We start from the raw sequence: 18,059 nt of genomic DNA on the forward strand, positions 1-18,059 counted from the left end.
CTGCCTTGCGCAGCACTCCCCTGCACACCCTCTCCTCCCCTGGAAGGCCCCCATGCCCGAGCCTCCGAACGGCCGGCTCCCACGCCCGAGCCGCCGGGCCGTCCTGGCCGTTGCCGCCGTCGGCCTCAGCACCGCCCTGACCGGCACGCTCTCCGCGTGCTCCGCCGCGAGCGGCGACACGTCCGGCATCACCCTCCGGTTCTCCTGGTGGGGCAACGACGACCGTGCCGCGCGCACCGAGAAGGCGGTCCGCCTCTTCGAGAAGGAACACCCCGGTGTCACCGTGCGCACGTCCAACGGCGACTTCGGCTCGTATCTCCAGAAGCTGGCCACCCAGGCGGCCGGCGGTGGGGTGCCCGACGTGGTCCAGCTCGACTACCGGCAGATCTCCCAGTACGCGAGCGGCAAGGCGATCATGCCGCTGGACGGTGTCATCGAGGAGCGGACGGTCCGCACCTCCGACATGGACAAGGACTTCCTGCGCACCGGCACCTACCAGGGCAGGCAGTTCGCCCTGCCCATGGGGCGTGGCATCACCGGATACGCCTACGACTCCGCCGTCTACAAGAAGGCCGGTATCGCCACGCCCCGGCCCAGCTGGACCTGGCAGGACTGGGCGAAGGCCAACGAGAAGATCGCCGCCCTGGGGCTGAAGTCCCCCGACGGACGCCCCTACACGGGTTCCAACGACGGCGGCGACAACGAGGACGTCTTCGAGACCTGGCTGCGCAGCCGCGGCAAGAACCTCTACGCGAACCAGACGAAACTCGGCTTCACCGAGGACGATCTGACCGCCTTCTGGTCGTTCCGCGACCGGCTCCGCAGGGCGGGAGCCATCGCTCAGGCCAAGGACACCGCGCAGGCCAAGAGCACCGAGACCAGCCCCATCGGCCGCCGTCTCGCGGCCGCCGACTTCACCTGGGACGCGCCGTTCCCCGGGTACACGGGCCTGCTCGGCGAGGACATCCACTTCGCGCCCGTGCCCACCACCGGCGGCAGGCAGGGCACGTATTTCAAACCGACCATGCTCCTCGGCATCGGCGCGAACACCGAGCACCCCAAGGAGGCGGCCCAGTTGATCGACTTCCTCCTGAACGACCCACGGGCCGGCGACATGCTCGGCTTCTCCCGGTCCACCCCGCCGAACCGCAAGATCGCCGCCCGGGTCGCCAAGACGCTCGAGGGACCGGAGCGGGAGATCTACGAATACTCGCAGACGATGGAGAAGTACGGCCTGGACGCCCCGCCGACCGCACCGCCGCCCGGCGACCTCGCGATCCAGACGGCGTTCAAACGGGGCTACCAGCGTGTGATGTACGGCATGGCCACACCGCGGCAGGCGGCACGTGAACTCATCGACGAGGCGAACCGGGAGCTGGAGTCATGAGCACGGTCTCGACGACGAGTGCGCCCGAACGCGCCGCCCGCACGACGCGGCCGAGCCCGCGGAAGAGCAAGCGGCGCCAGGTCCGTGAACGGCAGTGGCCCGCCTATGTGTTCCTCTCCCCGTGGATGATCGGCGCGGTCGTGCTGACCCTCGTGCCGATGGTCGTGTCCCTGTACCTGTCGTTCACGGACTACAACCTGTTCGACCCGCCGCACTGGGTGGGGCTGCGCAACTACAAGGAGATGCTGACCGAGGACCCCCGCTACTGGCGGTCGGTCGGCACCACGATGCTGTACGTCGTCGTGGCCGTCCCGCTGAAGCTGGGCCTCGCCCTCGGTGTGGCGATGCTGCTGAAGAACCTCAGCCGGGGCCGGGGCTTCTACCGCTCCGCGTTCTACGCGCCGTCCCTGCTCGGCGCGAGCATGTCCATCGCCCTGGTGTGGAAGGCGCTGTTCAACGACGGCGGCACCGTTGCCAACGTCCTGGACTCGGTCGGCATCCACACCGGCGGCTGGGTCGGCAACCCCCATCTCGCGGTGTACGGGATCGTCCTGCTGACGGTGTGGCAGTTCGGCGCGCCCATGGTGATCTTCCTGGCGGGCCTCCAGCAGATCTCGCCCGACCTCTACGAGGCCGCGGCACTCGACGGCGCGGGCCGCTGGCGGCAGTTCGTGTCCATCACCGTGCCGATGCTGTCCCCGGTCGTCTTCTTCAACCTGGTCCTGGAGGTCATCAACTCCTTCCAGGTCTTCACCCCGGCCTTCGCCATCAGCGGCGGTGACGGCGGCCCGGCCGACTCCACGATGTTCTACACGCTGTACCTGTACGAGCGCGGCTTCACGGCCTCGCATATGGGATACGCGGCGGCGATGGCCTGGCTGCTGCTGATCGCCATCGGCGCGATCACCCTGATCCTGTTCCGGACCTCCCGGTCCTGGGTCTTCTACGCGGACGAGGAGGGCCGATGAACATCGCCACGAAGCGGTGGCTGCCGCACACGATCTCGGCCGTCGCGCTGCTCGTCCTGCTGTATCCGCTGGTCTGGCTGCTGGCCACCTCGCTGAAGCCGGCCGACGAGGTGATGACGAGCCTCGATCTGTGGCCCAGCCACCTGGAGTGGTCGAACTACACGACCGCCCTGGACGGGGTCTCGGGCGTCACCGTCACGCATCTGCTCGGCAACACCCTGCTGATCGCGGGGGGCGCCGTCCTCGGCAACGTCCTGTCCTGCTCGCTGGCCGCCTACGCCTTCGCCCGGCTGCGCTTCCGCATGAGCAAGGTGATGTTCGCCTTCATGGTGGCGACGCTGATGCTGCCGCACCACGTCGTGCTGATCCCGCAGTACATCATCTTCAACCGCCTTGGCCTGGTGGACAGTTTCTGGCCGCTGATCCTGCCGAAGTTCCTGGCCACCGAGGCGTTCTTCGTCTTCCTCATCGTCCAGTTCATGCGCGGTCTGCCGCGCGAGCTGGAGGAGTCCGCGCGGATCGACGGCTGCGGTCCCTTCCGTACGTACTGGTCCATCACGCTGCCGCTGGCCCGGCCCGCGCTGATCACCACGGCCATCTTCACGTTCATCTGGACGTGGAACGACTTCTTCACGCAGATGATCTATCTCTTCGCGCCGGAGAAGTACACCATCACCCTCGCCCTGAGCAGTTTCGTCGACCAGGCCAGCACCTCCGCGTACGGGCCCATGTTCGCCATGTCGGTGATCTCGGTGCTGCCGATCGTGCTGTTCTTCTTCGTCTTCCAGCGCTACCTGGTGCAGGGCATGGCCACGTCCGGACTGAAGGGGTGAGGCACACCATGGCCCACGCACCCATCGCGCCCCCGCGCGAGCGCCGGGAACCCGGAGAGGTCTTCGGCTCCGGCTTCACCCTCTTCGCCGATATGCTGCTCATCGGCCTGCTCACCAGCCTCGCCTGTCTGCCGGTCGTCACGGCCCCGGCCGCGTTCGCCGCCGCGTCCGCGACGCTCCGGCGGGCCGCGGGCAACGGCGTCCAGGTCAGGGCCGGTACGTACGTCGATCACCTCCGTGCCCACCTGTCCGCGCGGTCGGCGGCCCTCGGCCTGGTGCCACCGCTGCTCGTGGTGGTCGTCCTGATCGATGCCGCGCTGATGCGCGCCGCGCTGCCCGGAGCGGCCGTCATGGCGCCCGCCCTCGCGCTGCTCATCCTGGGCGCCACGGTCGTGGCGCTGCGGGCGGCCGCGCTGGAGGCGCCGCACGCCCTGTCCGCACGCGAGGCGCTGCTCCGCTCGGCCGCGAACCCGCGCGGCAGTCTCCTGCTCGCCGGTGCCGTGCTCCTCAGCGGGCTCCTGGCCTGGTCGATTCCGCTGCTGATCCCGCTGCTGCCGGGCCCGCTGGCGTTCGCCGCCACGGTCGTGGACCTCCGCTCCCCCGCGGACGCCCAGGAGAACTGAACCGCGGCGCTGCACCTCCCCATCCCCCACCCACGCATCACACCACCGGAGTTCACGCATGCCCCTCCCGCACCTGGACGCCGCAGGCCATCCGAGGCCGCAGCTGATCCGCGACCCCGACTGGCGCGACCTCGGCGGTTCCTGGCGGTTCGCCCACGACGACGAGGACCGCGGCCGCGCCGACCGCTGGATGGACCCGGCGACCTCCGCACCGTTCACCGGCACCGTCACCGTGCCCTATCCGCCCGAGTCCGCGGCCTCGGGCGTGGCGGACACCGCCTTCCACCCCGTGCTCTGGTACCGGCGCACGATCGACGTGGCCCGGCCAACCGCCGGGCGGCGGCTCCTGCTGCACTTCGGTGCGGTCGACCACCGGGCCGAGGTCTGGCTGAACGGCCGCCTGGTGGGACGGCACGAGGGCGGGCACACCGGCTTCACCTGCGATCTGACCGACGCCGTCGACCGGGACGGCGAGCAGATCCTCGTCGTCCGCGCCGAGGACCAGCCGCTCGATGCCACACAGCCCCGCGGCAAGCAGGACTGGCGCCGGGATCCGCATGTCATCTGGTACCACCGCACCTCCGGGATCTGGCAGCCGGTGTGGCTGGAAGAGGTCCCGGCCGAGCACATCGCGCTTCTGCGCTGGACCCCCGAGGTCGCCCACGCCCGCGTCCGCTGCCGGCTGCGGCTCGGCCACTGGCCGCAGCGCCCGCTCACCGTGACGGTCCGCCTCACGCGGGGCGAGCGGGTGCTCGCCGAGCAGCGGACGCTGATCGAGGGCCAGGAGACGGAGTTCGACGTCGCGGTGCCCGCCCTGCGGCACGGGCAGGACCTCGACGACCTGCTCTGGCGTCCGGAGCGGCCACAACTCGTCGACGCGGTGGTGGAGCTGCGCGACGCGGCCGAGGACACACCGGTGGACCGTGCGACGTCCTATCTCGGCCTGCGCGACATCGGCTGGGACGACGGCGTCTTCCTCCTCAACCACAAGCCGTACTTCCTCCGGTTCGCGCTCCAGCAGGGCTACTGGCCCGCATCGCACCTGTCGGCCTCGGCCGAGGAATTGCGCCGCGACGTCGAACTGGCGAAGGAGATCGGCCTCAACGGGCTGCGTATCCACCAGAAGGTCGAGGACCCGCGCTTCCTGTACTGGGCCGACCGGCTCGGGCTGCTGCTGTGGGAGGAGATGCCATCGGCGTACGCGTTCGGCGCGCGGACCGTCGAGCGCGTGGTCGCCGAGTGGACCGAAGCCGTCTCCCGCGACCTCAGCCACCCCTCGATCGTCGCCTGGGTCCCGATCAACGAGTCCTGGTCCGTGCCGAACCCGGCGCTCGTCCCCGCGCAGCGCCACTTCATGGACGCCCTGTACCACCTCACCAAGGCCCTGGACCCGTCCCGCCCCGCCGTCTCCAACGACGGCTGGGAGATCTCCGCCGCCGACATCTGGGGCGTCCACGACTACACCCAGCACGCGAACGTACTGCGCGAGCGCTACGGCCACGCCTCGCTGCGGCAGGGCGAGCTCGCCGAGCAGTGGCCCGGCGCCAAACGGCTGACCCTGGACGGCGTCCGCCACCAGGGGCAGCCCGTCGTCCTCAGCGAGTTCGGCGGCGCGACCTTCGAACCGGCCGAAGGCGCCGAGTGGTTCGGCTACGACACCGTGGCCACGAAGGAGGACTTCGCGAAACGCCTCGCCGACCTGGTGACCGCCGCGGTGGACTCCGGGCTCGCGGGCTACTGCTACACCCAGTTCACCGACACGGAACAAGAGACCAACGGCCTGCTCACACCGGACCGCCAACCGAAGATCCCCCTGGCCGAACTGCGCGACATTCTCACCCGCCCCCGCGCATAGCGTGTCTCGCCGTGCGAGGGCTCGGAGCAATTCCCTTCGTTCTTCCGCAGAGGAGAAACCGCAATGGCGCGATCCGAGTACGAGTACAGTCGTCGCCGAGTGCTCCAGGCGTCCGCCCTCGCCTTCGCCACCGTACTGAGCCCGTGGGGCACGGCGGCCGGCTTCGCCCAATCGGCAGGCGCCTCCGATGAGGACGGCTACGATCTCTGGCTGCGCTACCGCCCCCTCACCGATGCCCGGCGGCTCGCCGAGTACCGGAAGGCCCTGGCCGGTTTGGCGCGCCAGGGCGAGGGCCCGGTCATGGCCAGCGCCGAGCTGGAACTGCGGCGGGCCGCCCGGGGCCTCACCGGCAGCGCACCGGCCCGGGTTCCCGCCGACCGGGCCTCGGTCGTCATCGGCACGGTGGACGAGTCGCCGGTCGTGCGCTCCCAGCTGAGCCCCGACCGGCTGGCCCGGATCGGTGCGCAGGGGTTCGTGATCGAGATGACCGGCCCGCCGGGCAGGCGGCGCCTGGTCATCGGGGCCCGCGGTGCTCGCGGCGTGCTGGCCGGGGTCTTCCATCTCATCCGTCTGCTCCAGCTCGAGCGGCCACTGCACAAGCTGTCCGTCTCGGAGAAGCCGCGCACCGCGCTGCGCATGATGAATCACTGGGACAACGTCGACGGGTCGATCGAGCGTGGCTACGCGGGCGCGTCGCTCTTCGAGTGGGACAAGCTGCCGGACATCTCCGACCGGCTCGTCGACTACGCGCGGTCCATGGCATCGATCGGCATCAACGCCTCGGTGCTCAACAATGTGAACGCCGGGGCCGACTTCATCACCGGCGAGATGCTGACCAGACTCAGACCCCTGGCCGCGCTTCTCCAGTCATGGTCCATCTCCACCTGGCTGTCCGTCAACTACGCCAGCCCGATGATCCTGACCGCGCACGACACCGATCCGATCACGACAGCCGATCCCGCCGATCGACGGGTCCAGCAGTGGTGGCGGGACAAGAGCGCCGAAATCTTCAACAGCCTGCCCGGGTTCGGCGGGTTCCTGGTGAAGGCGAACTCGGAGGGGCAGCCCGGCCCGCTCGACTACGGACGCACCCATGCCGAGGGCGCGAACATGCTGGCCCGCACGGTCGCACCGCACAACGGGCAGATCGTCTGGCGCAGCTTCGTCCACGAGGATTTCAGCGACTGGGCGGAGTACCAGTACCGGGTGTTCGCCCCGCTGGACGGCGAGTTCGACGACAACGTCATCCTCCAGACCAAGTACGGACCGATCGACTTCCAGATCCGCGAGCCCGTACACCCCCTGTTCGGCGCGATGCGCCACACCAACCAGATGCTGGAACTCCAGCTCACCCAGGAGTACACCGGCCACACGCTCCACACCACCTATCTGGCCCCGCTGTGGCGGGAGGTGCTGACCTTCCCGACGCGGGGGCCCGGCACCGGACCGACCGTCGCCGACATCCTCGCGGACGGCGACGGCCGTGCGCCGCGGGCGGGCATCGCCGGGGTCAGCAACTTCGGCAACGCCCGCAACTGGACCGGCTATCTGCTGGGCGCGGCGAACACCTACGCCTTCGGCAGGATGTGCTGGAATCCGGACGCCGACCCCCGGGATCTGGCCGCGGAGTGGGCCGGGCTGACCTTCGGCACCGACGAGGCGGTCACCGAGGTGGTGGCCGACATCCTGACGCACTCGCGCCGGACGTACGAGGACTACACCTCCCCGCTGGGAATGGGCTATCTCACCGACCCCGGTGGCGACCATCTCGACCCGAACCCGCTGGGCACCCTCTTCCAGTCACACCACTCCACGACCGAGGGCACCGGCTTCGACCGCACCGAGGCGACCGGCAGCGGCTTCACCGGGCTCTACCCACGGCCGTGGCGGGTGCACTACGAGTCCACGGCGACCTGCCCCGACGAGCTGCTGCTGTTCATGCACTGGGTGCCGTACGACCATCGACTGCGGTCGGGCAAGACGGTCATCCAGCACATCTACGATACGCACTTCACCGGGGTCGACCACATCGACCGGTTCCTCGCCGGGTGGAGCGCACTGTCCGGGAAGCTCGACCCGCGGCGCCATGCCGCCGTCACGGCGGGCTTCGAGGCCCAGCGGGAACACGCGACGTTCTGGCGTGACACGGTGGTCGGTTTCTTCTTCGACAAGAGCCGCGTCGTCGACGCGCGGCGGGAATGGCTGCAAGCGGCGCTGAACGGTTCACGGGTGCTGCTCGGCGGCCGTCCGAACCTCCTGCCGGTCACCGTCACCAACGCCTCGGCGCGGAACCGCGACCTGACGGTCGTACTGCGGCCACCGTCGGCGGACTGGCGCACCGAACCCGCCGAACGGTCCGCGGCCGGGGCCGCGATCGCCGAGTTCGAACTGCCGGTCACACCCCCGTTGCCGGGCACCGTCGCCGCCCTGGACCTGGACGTGGCGCCGAAGCTCACCCGGCTCGACGGCCGGCCACCGTCCCTGGTCGTGGCGCCCGATGGCAGCCGATGCCACGTGGCGCTCAACGCCGGGCCGCGGAACGGGACTTCGATGCCCGGCTACGACGCCCTGACCCCCGAGTCGGCCTGGTCGGCGTCGGCCGGCCACGGCTGGGTCGGCGCCGCCCCGTCGGCCAGGGACCGCGGTGGCGAGCCCCTGTTGCGCGACCACCTCTGGCACAACTCGTCCCGGGTGCTGCGCGTGGCCGTGCCGGCGGGCAGGCACACCGGGTACGCGCTGGTCGGTGACACCGGTGCCACGGCCTCGCCGACCCGGGTCGCGGTGGACGGCGCCACGGTCGCCACCAGTCCGAAGCAGCCCGGCGGAACCTTCACCTGGCTGGAGCTCCCCCTCGACGGCGGTGCCACCGGCCGCACCACGGACATCACGTTCACGGGGGTGGGCGGCCCCTGGCGGCTGTCCGCGTTCGCCGTCACGGACCCCGGCGCCCCGGTGCCGTCCCTGGTCGTCATGCGGGCGGTGGCGGATCCGGTGTGGTGGGCGGGCCGGGCCAACCCGGTCACGGTGCTGGTGCGCAACACCGGCACCGAGGACCGCGATGTCACCGCCCGCCTCGTCACCCCCGACGGCTGGTCCGGCACCGAACGGACCGTGACGGTCCGCGCCGGAGCCGAGCGAGAGCTGACCGTCACCGCGACCCCGGTGTCCACTCCGGGGTTCGCCACCGTCGGGATCCGGCTCACCAGCGGCGGCGAGGAGATCGAGCGCGGCCGGTCGGTGTCCGTGGTCACCACGCCGCACCCCGATGACGCGGCCGCGGCGTTCGACGCCGGCCCGCCGTCCAGCCCGCTGCTGACCGGGTACACCAGGCTGTCGCCCGAGGACGTCTACACCGCCGACCGCGGCTTCGGCTGGGTCGGCGACCGGCCGAACACCCGTGACCGGGGCAACGCCGACGATCTGCGCCGTGACATCGTGATGCAGCGGGGCGAGCCCATCGTCCTGCGCGTCCCGGTGCCGGCCGGCAGGCACACGGTGTGGGTGCTGACCGGCGACTCCCTCACCGATTCGGGCATCACCACCATCTCCGAGGACGGCACGGTCCTCGGCCGCTCCGGCGACGACAGCCTGCCGAGCCGCGCCTTCGTCTGGTTCTCCTTCGACCTCGACGGTGGAGCCGGCGGACGCACCGCCGACCTGGAGATCACCGGCTCGAAGCTGAACGGCCTCTGGCGCATCGCGGCCCTCGTCGTCGTCTGAGCCCACCCCCCGCGCCGTACACCCGTCCGTTCCTCCGGGCGCGGTCCGCGACCCGGCATCTCCGACAGCTCCGGCATATCCGGTATCCACAAAGGAGAGCTCCCGACATGGCTTCGACATCAGCACGATTCCCCGCGGTCCGGGGCAGACCCGGCGCCGTCCTCCTCGCCCTGCTCATGGTCCTCGGCCTCGGCAGTGCGCATCCGGGACCGGCCGCGGCCGATCCCGCCGATCCGCCCGGGACGTTCCAGAACCCCGTGATGGACAACGTGGCGGACGCCTTCTCCGACCCGTCGATCATCCGCGCCAAGGACGGCTACTGGTACGCCTATGCGACCCAGACCAGCATGCGCCGGGACAACCAGGGAGGTCCCTGGGAATCGCAGCACTTCATGCCGATCACCCGCTCGGCCGACCTCGTCAACTGGACCTACGTGGGTGATGTCTTCGGGCCCGACAACCACCCGGAGTGGCGCGACTTCGCGAGCACCTACTACTGGGCGCCCGACATCCGCTACATCAACGGCAAGTACTACCTCTACTACTCGGTCGCCGGCGGCGACAAGAACACCATCGCGCTGGCCACGTCGGACCATCCGGCGGGTCCCTGGAAGGACATCGGCCGCCCCGTGCTGCCGTACGGGACGACGGTCAATCAGATCGATCCGTCGGTGTTCGTCGACTCCGACGGCCGGAAGTACCTCTACTACGGCTCGTTCCGCGACGGCGGAATCCAGGCGGTGCGCCTGAACGAGGAGGGCACCGCGCCGGTCGGCGATCCGGCGCAGGTGGTCGGCGCCCGGCGCGGCGAGGCCGCGTACGCGGTGAAGCGTGACGGCTGGTACTACCTCTTCTACTCCGGCCTGGGCTGCTGCGCCCGGGACGAGGGCGCCTATCCGGTGTTCGTCGGGCGGGCCAGGAACCCGATGGGCCCGTTCAAGGACGCCGAGGGCGTCGGCCTGGCCGATCTGCACCCGGGCGGCACGATCGTCAACGCCCCGAACGGCAACAAGTGGGTCGCGACCGGCCATTCGGCGAACGTGGTCGACAAGTCGGGCCAGGACTGGATCCTCACCAACGGATTCGACCGCCACGAGAGCGATCCCAACTGGGGCGGACGGCCGACCATGATGGACCGGCTCGACTGGATCGACGGCTGGCCGACGGTGCGCGCGGGCGCCTGGACCAGCGAGGACCGGCAGACCGCACAGACGGGCACCTGGGACGCGGGCAGCACCTTCGACGACGGTCTCGGCCGCTTCGACACCGCCGGGCGCGGGGCCTGGGCCACGGGTTCGGATCCCGACTCGGGACGCTATGCCCGTGGCCGGTCCCGGACCGCGGTCCCGCAGCTGCTGCTGCCGCGGCGGGCCCCGGACGGCGATGTGAGGATCGAGGCCGACATCCGGCTGCGCGACGACGACGGCAGGGTCGGCCTGGTACTGGCGTCCTCGGGTCCGTCCGACCACGCCGTGGCCTGGCTGGATTCCAATGGCACACTCTCCGTCGAGGTCACCCGGGACCGGAAGGTGGTGCGGAAGCGGACCGCCCGTCTGCACACCGACGCCGATCCGCGGACCTGGCACTCGCTCACGGCCGAGATCCGCGACGGCGCGGCGCGCGTACAGGTCAGCTCGGCCATGCTCGACATGCCGCTCGCCGAGCTGAAGGTGGACGTGCCCGAGGACTGGCGCCGTGGCGGTGTCGCCTCGACCCGCGGCGCCGGCGAGGTGGACAACGTCGGCGTGACCCGGCTCTACACGCCGGTGACCGTCAAACAGCCGGACCCCCACATCGGAACCCGGCTGCCGGAGTACGACGAGGACTTCGACGACGACCGGCTGGACGGCTGGACGTGGTTCGGCCCCGCCGACGGGAAGGTCGCCGAGGGCCAGTATGTGTGGCCCACACAGGATGCCGACTTCTCCGGCAAGGGCACCATGGCATCGGCGCTGCTTCGTGACGCTCCGGCCGGCACCTACACGGTCGAGACCAAGCTGCGCTTCCCGATCACCGACGCCCCCGACGGGCGCAGCCAGGCCGGGCTGATCGCCTTCCAGAGCCCGGGGGACTCGATCCATCTGGCCCCGACCCGGACCGGCCCGTCACGGCAGGCTTTCCTGTGGATCGGCCGGGACCGTGACAGCTGGCCGGAGATGCAGCTGGGCCCGTCGGCCGACACCATGTGGCTGCGGCTGCGCCACACCGTCGATCCGAAGACCGGCGAGCACACATTCCAGCCGGCCACGAGCCGGGACGGGAAGCACTACATCTGGGGTGGGGTCTGGCATCTGCCCGCCGGCTCCGACCCGCGCATCGGCCTCGTCTCCCTGGCCGGTGAGGGCGTGACCGCACGCTTCGACTACGTGCGCTTCTACTCCTGACGCCGCTCCGCTCCACTCGCCGGGACGGGCCCCTGTCAGGCGCGCCGGAGCGGATGTGAGGAGCCCTGAAGGGTTTCCGACAGGGTGTGCAGGCGCACCGCCACCGAGATGCGGAAGAACGACTCCGAGTCCCGCCAGGTGCTGCCGAGCAGTTGGGTGATCCTGTCGAGCCGCTGGAGCACGGTGTTGCTGTGCACGCCCATCAGCCGCGCGGTGCGGGCGGGGCTGGCATTGCAGTCCACGAAGCGGTGGAGGGTGGCGAGCAGCTCGGTCCCCCGTTCGGCGTCCCAGCGCCGGACGGGGCCGATGGTGCGGTCGATGAACTGCCGCACGCTGGTGGGGTCGTGGGCGAACAGCGTGGTGTACGGCAGGTAGGCGTCGGCCGCGACCGCGGCCGCCTCGATGCCGAGGGCGGTCAGCACCCGGCCGCAATCCCGGGCCGTGGTGAAACGGGCGCTCAGTTCGTCCAGGCTCTCCGCGGGGGGCGCGGCCACGGTCAGCACCTCACCGGCCCCCATCGCGGCACACAGGCGGTCACGGACGGTGGTCGCCGCGCGTTGCGGATCGCTCTCCGGTACGACGAGCGTGACGACACCGTCCACCTCGCCCGCCAGGCCGGACGGCGCGGCCACTGTCTGGGTGGCCCGCAGCGCGGCACGGCGCTGTTCGGGCGCCACCACGGCGATGACGACGGTGCGCAGGTCGTCCGGGCGCAGTCTGCGGGCGCGCAGCCGGGCGGGGAGGCTCGCGCGGCGCCGGGCGTCGAGACTGACGAGGTCGCCGAGAAGCTCACCGCGCACATGGTCCTCGGCGTGGAGGACCGCGTCCTGTTTGAGGGTGAGGAGCGCGGTGATCTGTGCGGCGCGTTCGATGGTCCGCTGCTCCACCGCGCCGAGTTCGACCGCGCCGTCACCGATGAGCAGGCCGCCGAGCATCATCTCCCCGGCGAGCACGGCGACGGCCGTGTGGAACTCCCCGGTCGGCGGGCTCAGCGGAGTGCAGCGTCCGGAGCGCAGGCTGTCGGTGATCGCCAACCGGACGGCGGGCGGGTCGATCACCGAGGGGGTGCTCCGGTCGTCGGACGCGGCGAGCACGGCGTAGGTCTCGTCGAGGATGACCACGGGCCGCTCCAGTGCCGCTCCCAGAGTGCGCGCGACATCCGCGGCGCCGCCTCCGCGCAGCACCGCGGCGGTCAGCTCCTCGTGCACCCGGCCGGCGCGTTCCATCGCCTCGACGTGGTCGGCCAGCGCGTCATAGGCACGCTGTGTCTCGGCCGCCGCGTCCCGGGCCTGGGTGAGCAGACGGGCCGATTGCAATACGACGGCGACATTGTCGGCGAAGGCCGACAACAGCGAGACCTCTTCCGGGGAGAAGGCGTGCTCGGTGCGATTGGCGGCGAACAGCACTCCCAGGACCCGGCCGCCGGCGATCAGCGGAACGCCCACGATGGACACGAGGCCCTCGGCACGGACGGCGTTGTCGATGCTGTCGTCATGGGGCACGTCGCGCAGCTGTTCGTAGCGTGAGGTCCACTGCGGAGCGCGGGTCTCGACGATCTTGCTGGCCAGACCGATGTGCGGCGGCACCCGCAGCCTCTGGAAGGACGGGGCGACCGCCCCCGCGGTGGAGCGGACCCTCAGCTCACGGGTGGTCTCGTCGAACTCGGACAGATAGGTGATATCGGTGCCGGCCAGGTCGTGGGCCCGCTGCACCAGCCGGGTGATCAGCAGATCCACGTCGTGCAGTTCGGCGAGCTCCCGTGCGCTGGAGAACAGCGCGGCCAGTTCCTGTCCGCGCCGGTGCGACCGGGCCATCGCGCCCTGGAGCTCGCGAACCCGGCGGCCCACCTGGGTGGCCGTGGCGGTGTCGAGATGCTCGGTGACCAACAGGTCGGTCACGGCGTCGGGCTCGTCCCGGGCGCCCTTCGCGGCGAGATCGAGAAGGGCCAGGACAGCGGTCACCGGGACGTCGGTGTGTGGTGCCGCCCGTTCGGTGTCCCGGGGTGCTCCCATGTCCACCACCCTGTCCAGCCCTGTCCACCCTGGTCCAGCCCTGTGTGAATCACCCATTAAAAACTTCGCACCGTGTAGTCATGTTACATGGTCGCTCTGACCGGGCGTATCTACAGTCTGAGGTGTGACAGCGGCGTCATCCAATGAACATCTGCTGTTCACAGGGCCGTACCGCAGGGCCCGGCTCCCCCTCGACCGCAGTGCGACTCTCCGGCGTGACGACGGACTCTTCACCGCAGGACATGACCATGATCGATGAACAGCTGCTCCAGCCCACCCACCGCCGCCGGAACGGCGCGGCCGCGCCCCGGCAGCGGTCCGCCATGTGCTCCATGGGCGTGGAGCCCCGGGCGGTTCCCGCCCTGCGGGCCTTCACCCGCGATGTGGCGACACGGTGGGGGGCACCCGAGGAGACCATCGACGCACTGCGCGTGATCGCCACGGAGTTGGTCACCAACAGCGTGCTGCACAGCGGAAGCGCCGAGGTGAGCCTGTTGCTGACGGTCGACGGCTCGATGGCCTCCGTCGAAGTCAGGGACGCCGGCACATGGCGGGAACGGTGCCCCGGCACCGGACCCCCCGACCAGATGGTGGACGGGCGGGGTCTTGGCCTGGTCCACGCCTACGCCACGACATGCCGGATTCAGCGGGACCCGCAGGGCACCGCCGTCCGCGCCGAGCTGCTGATTCCGCTTCCCGCCCGACATCCGTGGGACCTGCCCGGTCGCCGGGCGCCGATCGGGTGAAACGGGCGGTCGCGGCGCCCGGCGGCGCCCTGACCGTCAAGCCCCCGGCAGCCATGCCGCCGCCCGCCCGCGCCGCCGGGCCCCTCTCCCCTTGAGCTCGTCACCGAAAGCAGGAGGATCCATGGCAGTCAACAGCAGGCTTTCCGGCGTGAAGGACCTGTCGATCAGTGAGCGCCGCGCCCGGATCGCGCGCGGTGCCGCGGTCGAGCCGGAGAGTCTGGAGGTGCTCGACCCCGAGCGCGGCCTCACCCTCGAGCAGGCCGACCACATGGTCGAGAACGCCATAGGTGTCCTCGGTGTCCCGCTGGGCGTGGCCACCAATTTCACCGTCAACGGCCGCGACTATCTGATCCCCATGGCCACCGAGGAGCCATCGGTGATCGCCGCGGCCAGCAACGCCGCCCGTATCGCCCGCGTCACCGGCGGATTCACCACCTCGACCACGGAACCGCTCATGCGGGCGCAGATCCAGGTCCTCGATGTCGCCGATCCGCACACCGCCCGGCTACGGCTGCTCGAGGCGCGCGAGGAGCTCATCGCGCTGGCCGACGCACAGGACCCACAGCTCCTCCGGTTCGGCGGCGGCGTCCGGGACGTGGATGTGCATCTGGTCGACGCCCCCGCAGGCACCTATGTGGTGCTGCACCTGATCGTGGACGTACGCGACGCGATGGGCGCCAACGCCGTCAACACCATGGCCGAGGCGATCGCCGGACGGGTCGGGGAGATCGCCCGGGGACGCACGCTGCTGCGGATCCTCAGCAACAAGGCGGACCTGCGGCTGTGCCGGGCGCGTGCCGTGTTCGACGCCGAGGCGCTCGGAGGGCCTGAGGTGGTCGACGACATCGTGCACGCCGCCGCCCTGGCCGAGGCGGACCCGTACCGCGCCGCCACCCACAACAAGGGGATCATGAACGGCGTCATCGCGGTCGTGCTGGCCACCGGCAATGACACCCGCGCCGTCGAAGCCGGCGCCCACTCGCATGCGATCGGCCGGTACCGTGGGTACACGTCCCTGTCGCACTTCGAGAAGGACTCCGACGGCAACCTGGTCGGCGCGCTGGAGCTGCCGATGGCGGTCGGCCTGGTCGGCGGGGCCACCAAGGTGCACCCGGTCGCACAGGCCGCCGTGGCCCTGCTCGGCGTCACCACGGCCCGCGAGCTGGGCGAAGTCATCACCGCCGTCGGCCTGGCGCAGAATCTCGCCGCGGTCCGGGCCCTGGCGACCGAGGGCATCCAGCGCGGCCATATGTCGCTGCACGCCCGCAACGTCGCCGTCACCGCCGGCGCCACCCCCGACGAACTGCCGCTCGTGGTCGCCCGGCTGGTCACCGACCGGGCCGTGCGCGCCGACCATGCCGAGAAGGTCCTCGCCGAGCTGCGCGGCGAGGGCTGATGCCTCGCCTCACCGCCTGCACGCATCCGAGCCAAGGGAGACGCTGAGACATGGCACTACAGGTTGGTATCGACGTCGGTGGCACATTCACCGACGCGGTCGCGGTCCTCGACGGCCGCGCGGTCCGCGGGAAGGCGTTCTCCACGAAGGACGTCACCACCGGCATCCTGGGGGCGCTGGCCGTGCTCCAGGAGCGCGCGGGCATGTCCGAGGAGGAGTTCTACCCGGCCGTCGACCGGTTCGTGCTCGGCAACACGATTGTCACCAACGCGGTCGACGAGCAGAAGTACGCCACGGTGGCGCTCCTCACGACGCAGGGGTTCCGCGACACGATGCGGATCGCCCGGTCGGCGCGGACCGATGAGCGCGACCCGCACAAGATGCTGCCACCGCCCGGCATCGTCGAACGCGGCCGCGTCATCGAGGTCGCCGAACGCGTCGACGCCCACGGCGAGGTCCTGGTGCCGCTGCGGCAGGAGACCATCGCCGCCGCGGTGGACACCGCGCTCGCCACGGGCGCGGAGGCCATCGCCGTATGTCTGCTGTGGTCCTTCCGCAACCCCGCCCATGAGCAGGCCATCGGCCGGTATCTGCGGGAGCACCACCCGGACGTCCCGTTCACCCTCTCCAGCAGCCTGACACCGGTCTACCGTGAGTACGAGCGCATGGTCACCACAGCGCTCGACGCCGCGGTCAAACCGCTCGTCGCCTCGCACTTCGACCACCTCGCCGAGGAGCTGCGCGCCCGCGGCCTGCGTGCTCGTGTGCAGATCATGCAGGTCCACGGCGGGTTCCTGTCGGTCGAGGAGACCAGCAAGGCGCCGATCTCCATGTTCAACTCCGGGCCGGTCGGCGGCGTCACCGGTGCCCGTCTGCTCGGGCAGCAGCTGGGCAGGCGCCGGGTGCTGACCGCCGACATGGGCGGCACCAGCCTGGATGCCGCCGCGATCATGGATGATGAGTTCCGGCTGCTCCCACGCGCCGAGATCGGCGGTCTGCCGACGAGTCTGACCGTCGTCGACATCGAGACGATCGGCGCCGGCGGCGGCAGCGCCGCCTGGGTGGACGGCCGTGGGCTGCTCCGGGTCGGCCCGCACAGCACGGGCTCCACCCCCGGGCCCGCCTGCTACGGCAAGGGCGGAACCCGCCCCGCGGTCACCGACGCCGCGCTCGTGCTCGGCCTGATCAACCCCGGCTACTACCTCGGCGGGACCGTCGAGCTGTACGAGAACCTGGCGCGCGAGGCGCTGCGCGCCCATGTCGCGGAGCCCCTCGGACTGACCGAGGACGCCGCGGCCGAGGGGGTGTACCGGCTGGCCACCTCCCAGATGGCGAACGCGCTGCGCAAGATCACCGTCAACCGCGGCCATGACCCGCGGGAGTTCACCCTCGTCGGTTTCGGCGGCGCCTGCGGCCTGTTCGCCGCGAGCATCGCCGCCGAGATCGGGGTGAGCGAACTCGTCATCCCCCGCAACGCCGCGGTGTTCTCGGCCTACGGGCTCATGCACGCCGATTCCGTCTTCTCCGCCGTGCGGACCAGCCCCTGGACGATGCGGCAGCCGGCCGCCGACCTGGACCGCGAGTTCCAGGCCCTGGAGCGGCGCGCGCGGGCGTGGTTCGACGCCGAGGGCATCCCCGAGGACCGGCGGGAGCTGTACCGCGAGGCCGACATGAAGTTCGTCGGCCAGATCTTCGAGGTCACCACGCGGCTGAAGGGCGGGACCTTCACCGAGGCGGACAAGGACGAACTGCGCGCACGGTTCATCGCCGACTACGAGACCGAGTTCGGGGCCGGGACGGCCTGGACCGAGACCGACATCCTGCTGGTCAACTCCCGGGTGCGCGCGGTCGGCCGCAGCGATGTGCAGCAGGTCCGGCAGATCGTGGAAGCCGACGGGGAGAGCCACACACTGCTGCGCCGCACCATCCTCGAACCGGCGACCGGGGCCCGGACCGAGGTGGAGGTGCACCGGGGCTTCGCCGCGCTGGCGCGGGCGAAGGGCCCGTGCCTGCTGGAGGAGCCCGACACCACCGTCTATGTGCCCACCGGAGCCACGGTGGAGCTGACCGGCGCCGGCCACTTCCTCATCCGGCTCCAGCCGTCCGTCTGAACGCCACGGCCCGATCCAGGAGAC

General features: G+C 70.9%; 11 protein-coding genes. 10 read left to right on the forward strand and 1 reads right to left on the reverse strand.

The features are described from left to right. Positions 1–52 precede the first annotated feature (52 nt). The 7 genes from NQU54_RS03020 to NQU54_RS03050 all read left to right on the forward strand — a co-directional run bounded on the left by NQU54_RS03020 (position 53) and on the right by NQU54_RS03050 (position 11,770). Complete coding sequence (locus NQU54_RS03020) at positions 53–1,387, forward strand: ABC transporter substrate-binding protein (protein ID WP_257629622.1); 1,335 nt, start codon at positions 53–55, stop codon at positions 1,385–1,387. After that, positions 1,384–2,355 (forward strand): carbohydrate ABC transporter permease, encoded by a 972-nt coding sequence (locus NQU54_RS03025; RefSeq protein WP_257629623.1) that lies wholly within the window; start codon positions 1,384–1,386, stop codon positions 2,353–2,355. The genes NQU54_RS03020 and NQU54_RS03025 overlap by 4 nt, the downstream gene beginning before the upstream one ends. Further along, positions 2,352–3,188 (forward strand): carbohydrate ABC transporter permease, encoded by an 837-nt coding sequence (locus NQU54_RS03030; RefSeq protein ID WP_257629624.1) that lies wholly within the window; start codon positions 2,352–2,354, stop codon positions 3,186–3,188. The genes NQU54_RS03025 and NQU54_RS03030 overlap by 4 nt, the downstream gene beginning before the upstream one ends. Positions 3,189–3,196: 8 nt before the next feature. Next, complete coding sequence (locus NQU54_RS03035) at positions 3,197–3,811, forward strand: hypothetical protein (RefSeq protein ID WP_257629625.1); 615 nt, start codon at positions 3,197–3,199, stop codon at positions 3,809–3,811. A 58-nt stretch (positions 3,812–3,869) separates the two neighbouring features. Then, on the forward strand, positions 3,870–5,666 hold the full coding sequence (locus tag NQU54_RS03040) for a glycoside hydrolase family 2 TIM barrel-domain containing protein (protein ID WP_257629626.1): 1,797 nt from the start codon (positions 3,870–3,872) through the stop codon (positions 5,664–5,666). Positions 5,667–5,729: 63 nt separating this feature from the next. After that, positions 5,730–9,386, forward strand: a complete 3,657-nt coding sequence (locus NQU54_RS03045) for an alpha-glucuronidase family glycosyl hydrolase (protein ID WP_257629627.1) — start codon at positions 5,730–5,732, stop codon at positions 9,384–9,386. A 107-nt stretch (positions 9,387–9,493) separates the two neighbouring features. Continuing rightward, positions 9,494–11,770 carry a glycoside hydrolase family 43 protein gene (locus NQU54_RS03050; RefSeq protein ID WP_257629628.1) on the forward strand — a complete coding sequence of 759 codons (2,277 nt, stop codon included), beginning with the start codon at positions 9,494–9,496 and terminating at the stop codon, positions 11,768–11,770. Positions 11,771–11,805: 35 nt separating this feature from the next. On the opposite strand, the gene NQU54_RS03055 is transcribed toward NQU54_RS03050, so the two are convergent. Further along, positions 11,806–13,782 (reverse strand): helix-turn-helix domain-containing protein, encoded by a 1,977-nt coding sequence (locus NQU54_RS03055; protein WP_257629629.1) that lies wholly within the window; start codon positions 13,780–13,782, stop codon positions 11,806–11,808. Positions 13,783–14,030: 248 nt separating this feature from the next. On the opposite strand from NQU54_RS03055, the gene NQU54_RS03060 reads away from it, so the two are divergent. The 3 genes from NQU54_RS03060 (at position 14,031) to NQU54_RS03070 (ending at position 18,035) form a co-directional block, all read left to right on the forward strand. Then, positions 14,031–14,528 (forward strand): ATP-binding protein, encoded by a 498-nt coding sequence (locus NQU54_RS03060; protein WP_167499643.1) that lies wholly within the window; start codon positions 14,031–14,033, stop codon positions 14,526–14,528. A 121-nt stretch (positions 14,529–14,649) separates the two neighbouring features. Next, positions 14,650–15,924 carry a hydroxymethylglutaryl-CoA reductase, degradative gene (locus NQU54_RS03065; RefSeq protein WP_257629630.1) on the forward strand — a complete coding sequence of 425 codons (1,275 nt, stop codon included), beginning with the start codon at positions 14,650–14,652 and terminating at the stop codon, positions 15,922–15,924. A gap of 50 nt (positions 15,925–15,974) precedes the next feature. Next, positions 15,975–18,035, forward strand: coding sequence for a hydantoinase/oxoprolinase family protein (locus NQU54_RS03070; protein WP_257629631.1), 2,061 nt, complete (start codon positions 15,975–15,977; stop codon positions 18,033–18,035). Positions 18,036–18,059 lie beyond the last annotated feature (24 nt).

Source organism: Streptomyces malaysiensis subsp. samsunensis, assembly GCF_024519315.1.
In the GTDB taxonomy this organism is placed as follows: domain Bacteria; phylum Actinomycetota; class Actinomycetes; order Streptomycetales; family Streptomycetaceae; genus Streptomyces; species Streptomyces malaysiensis.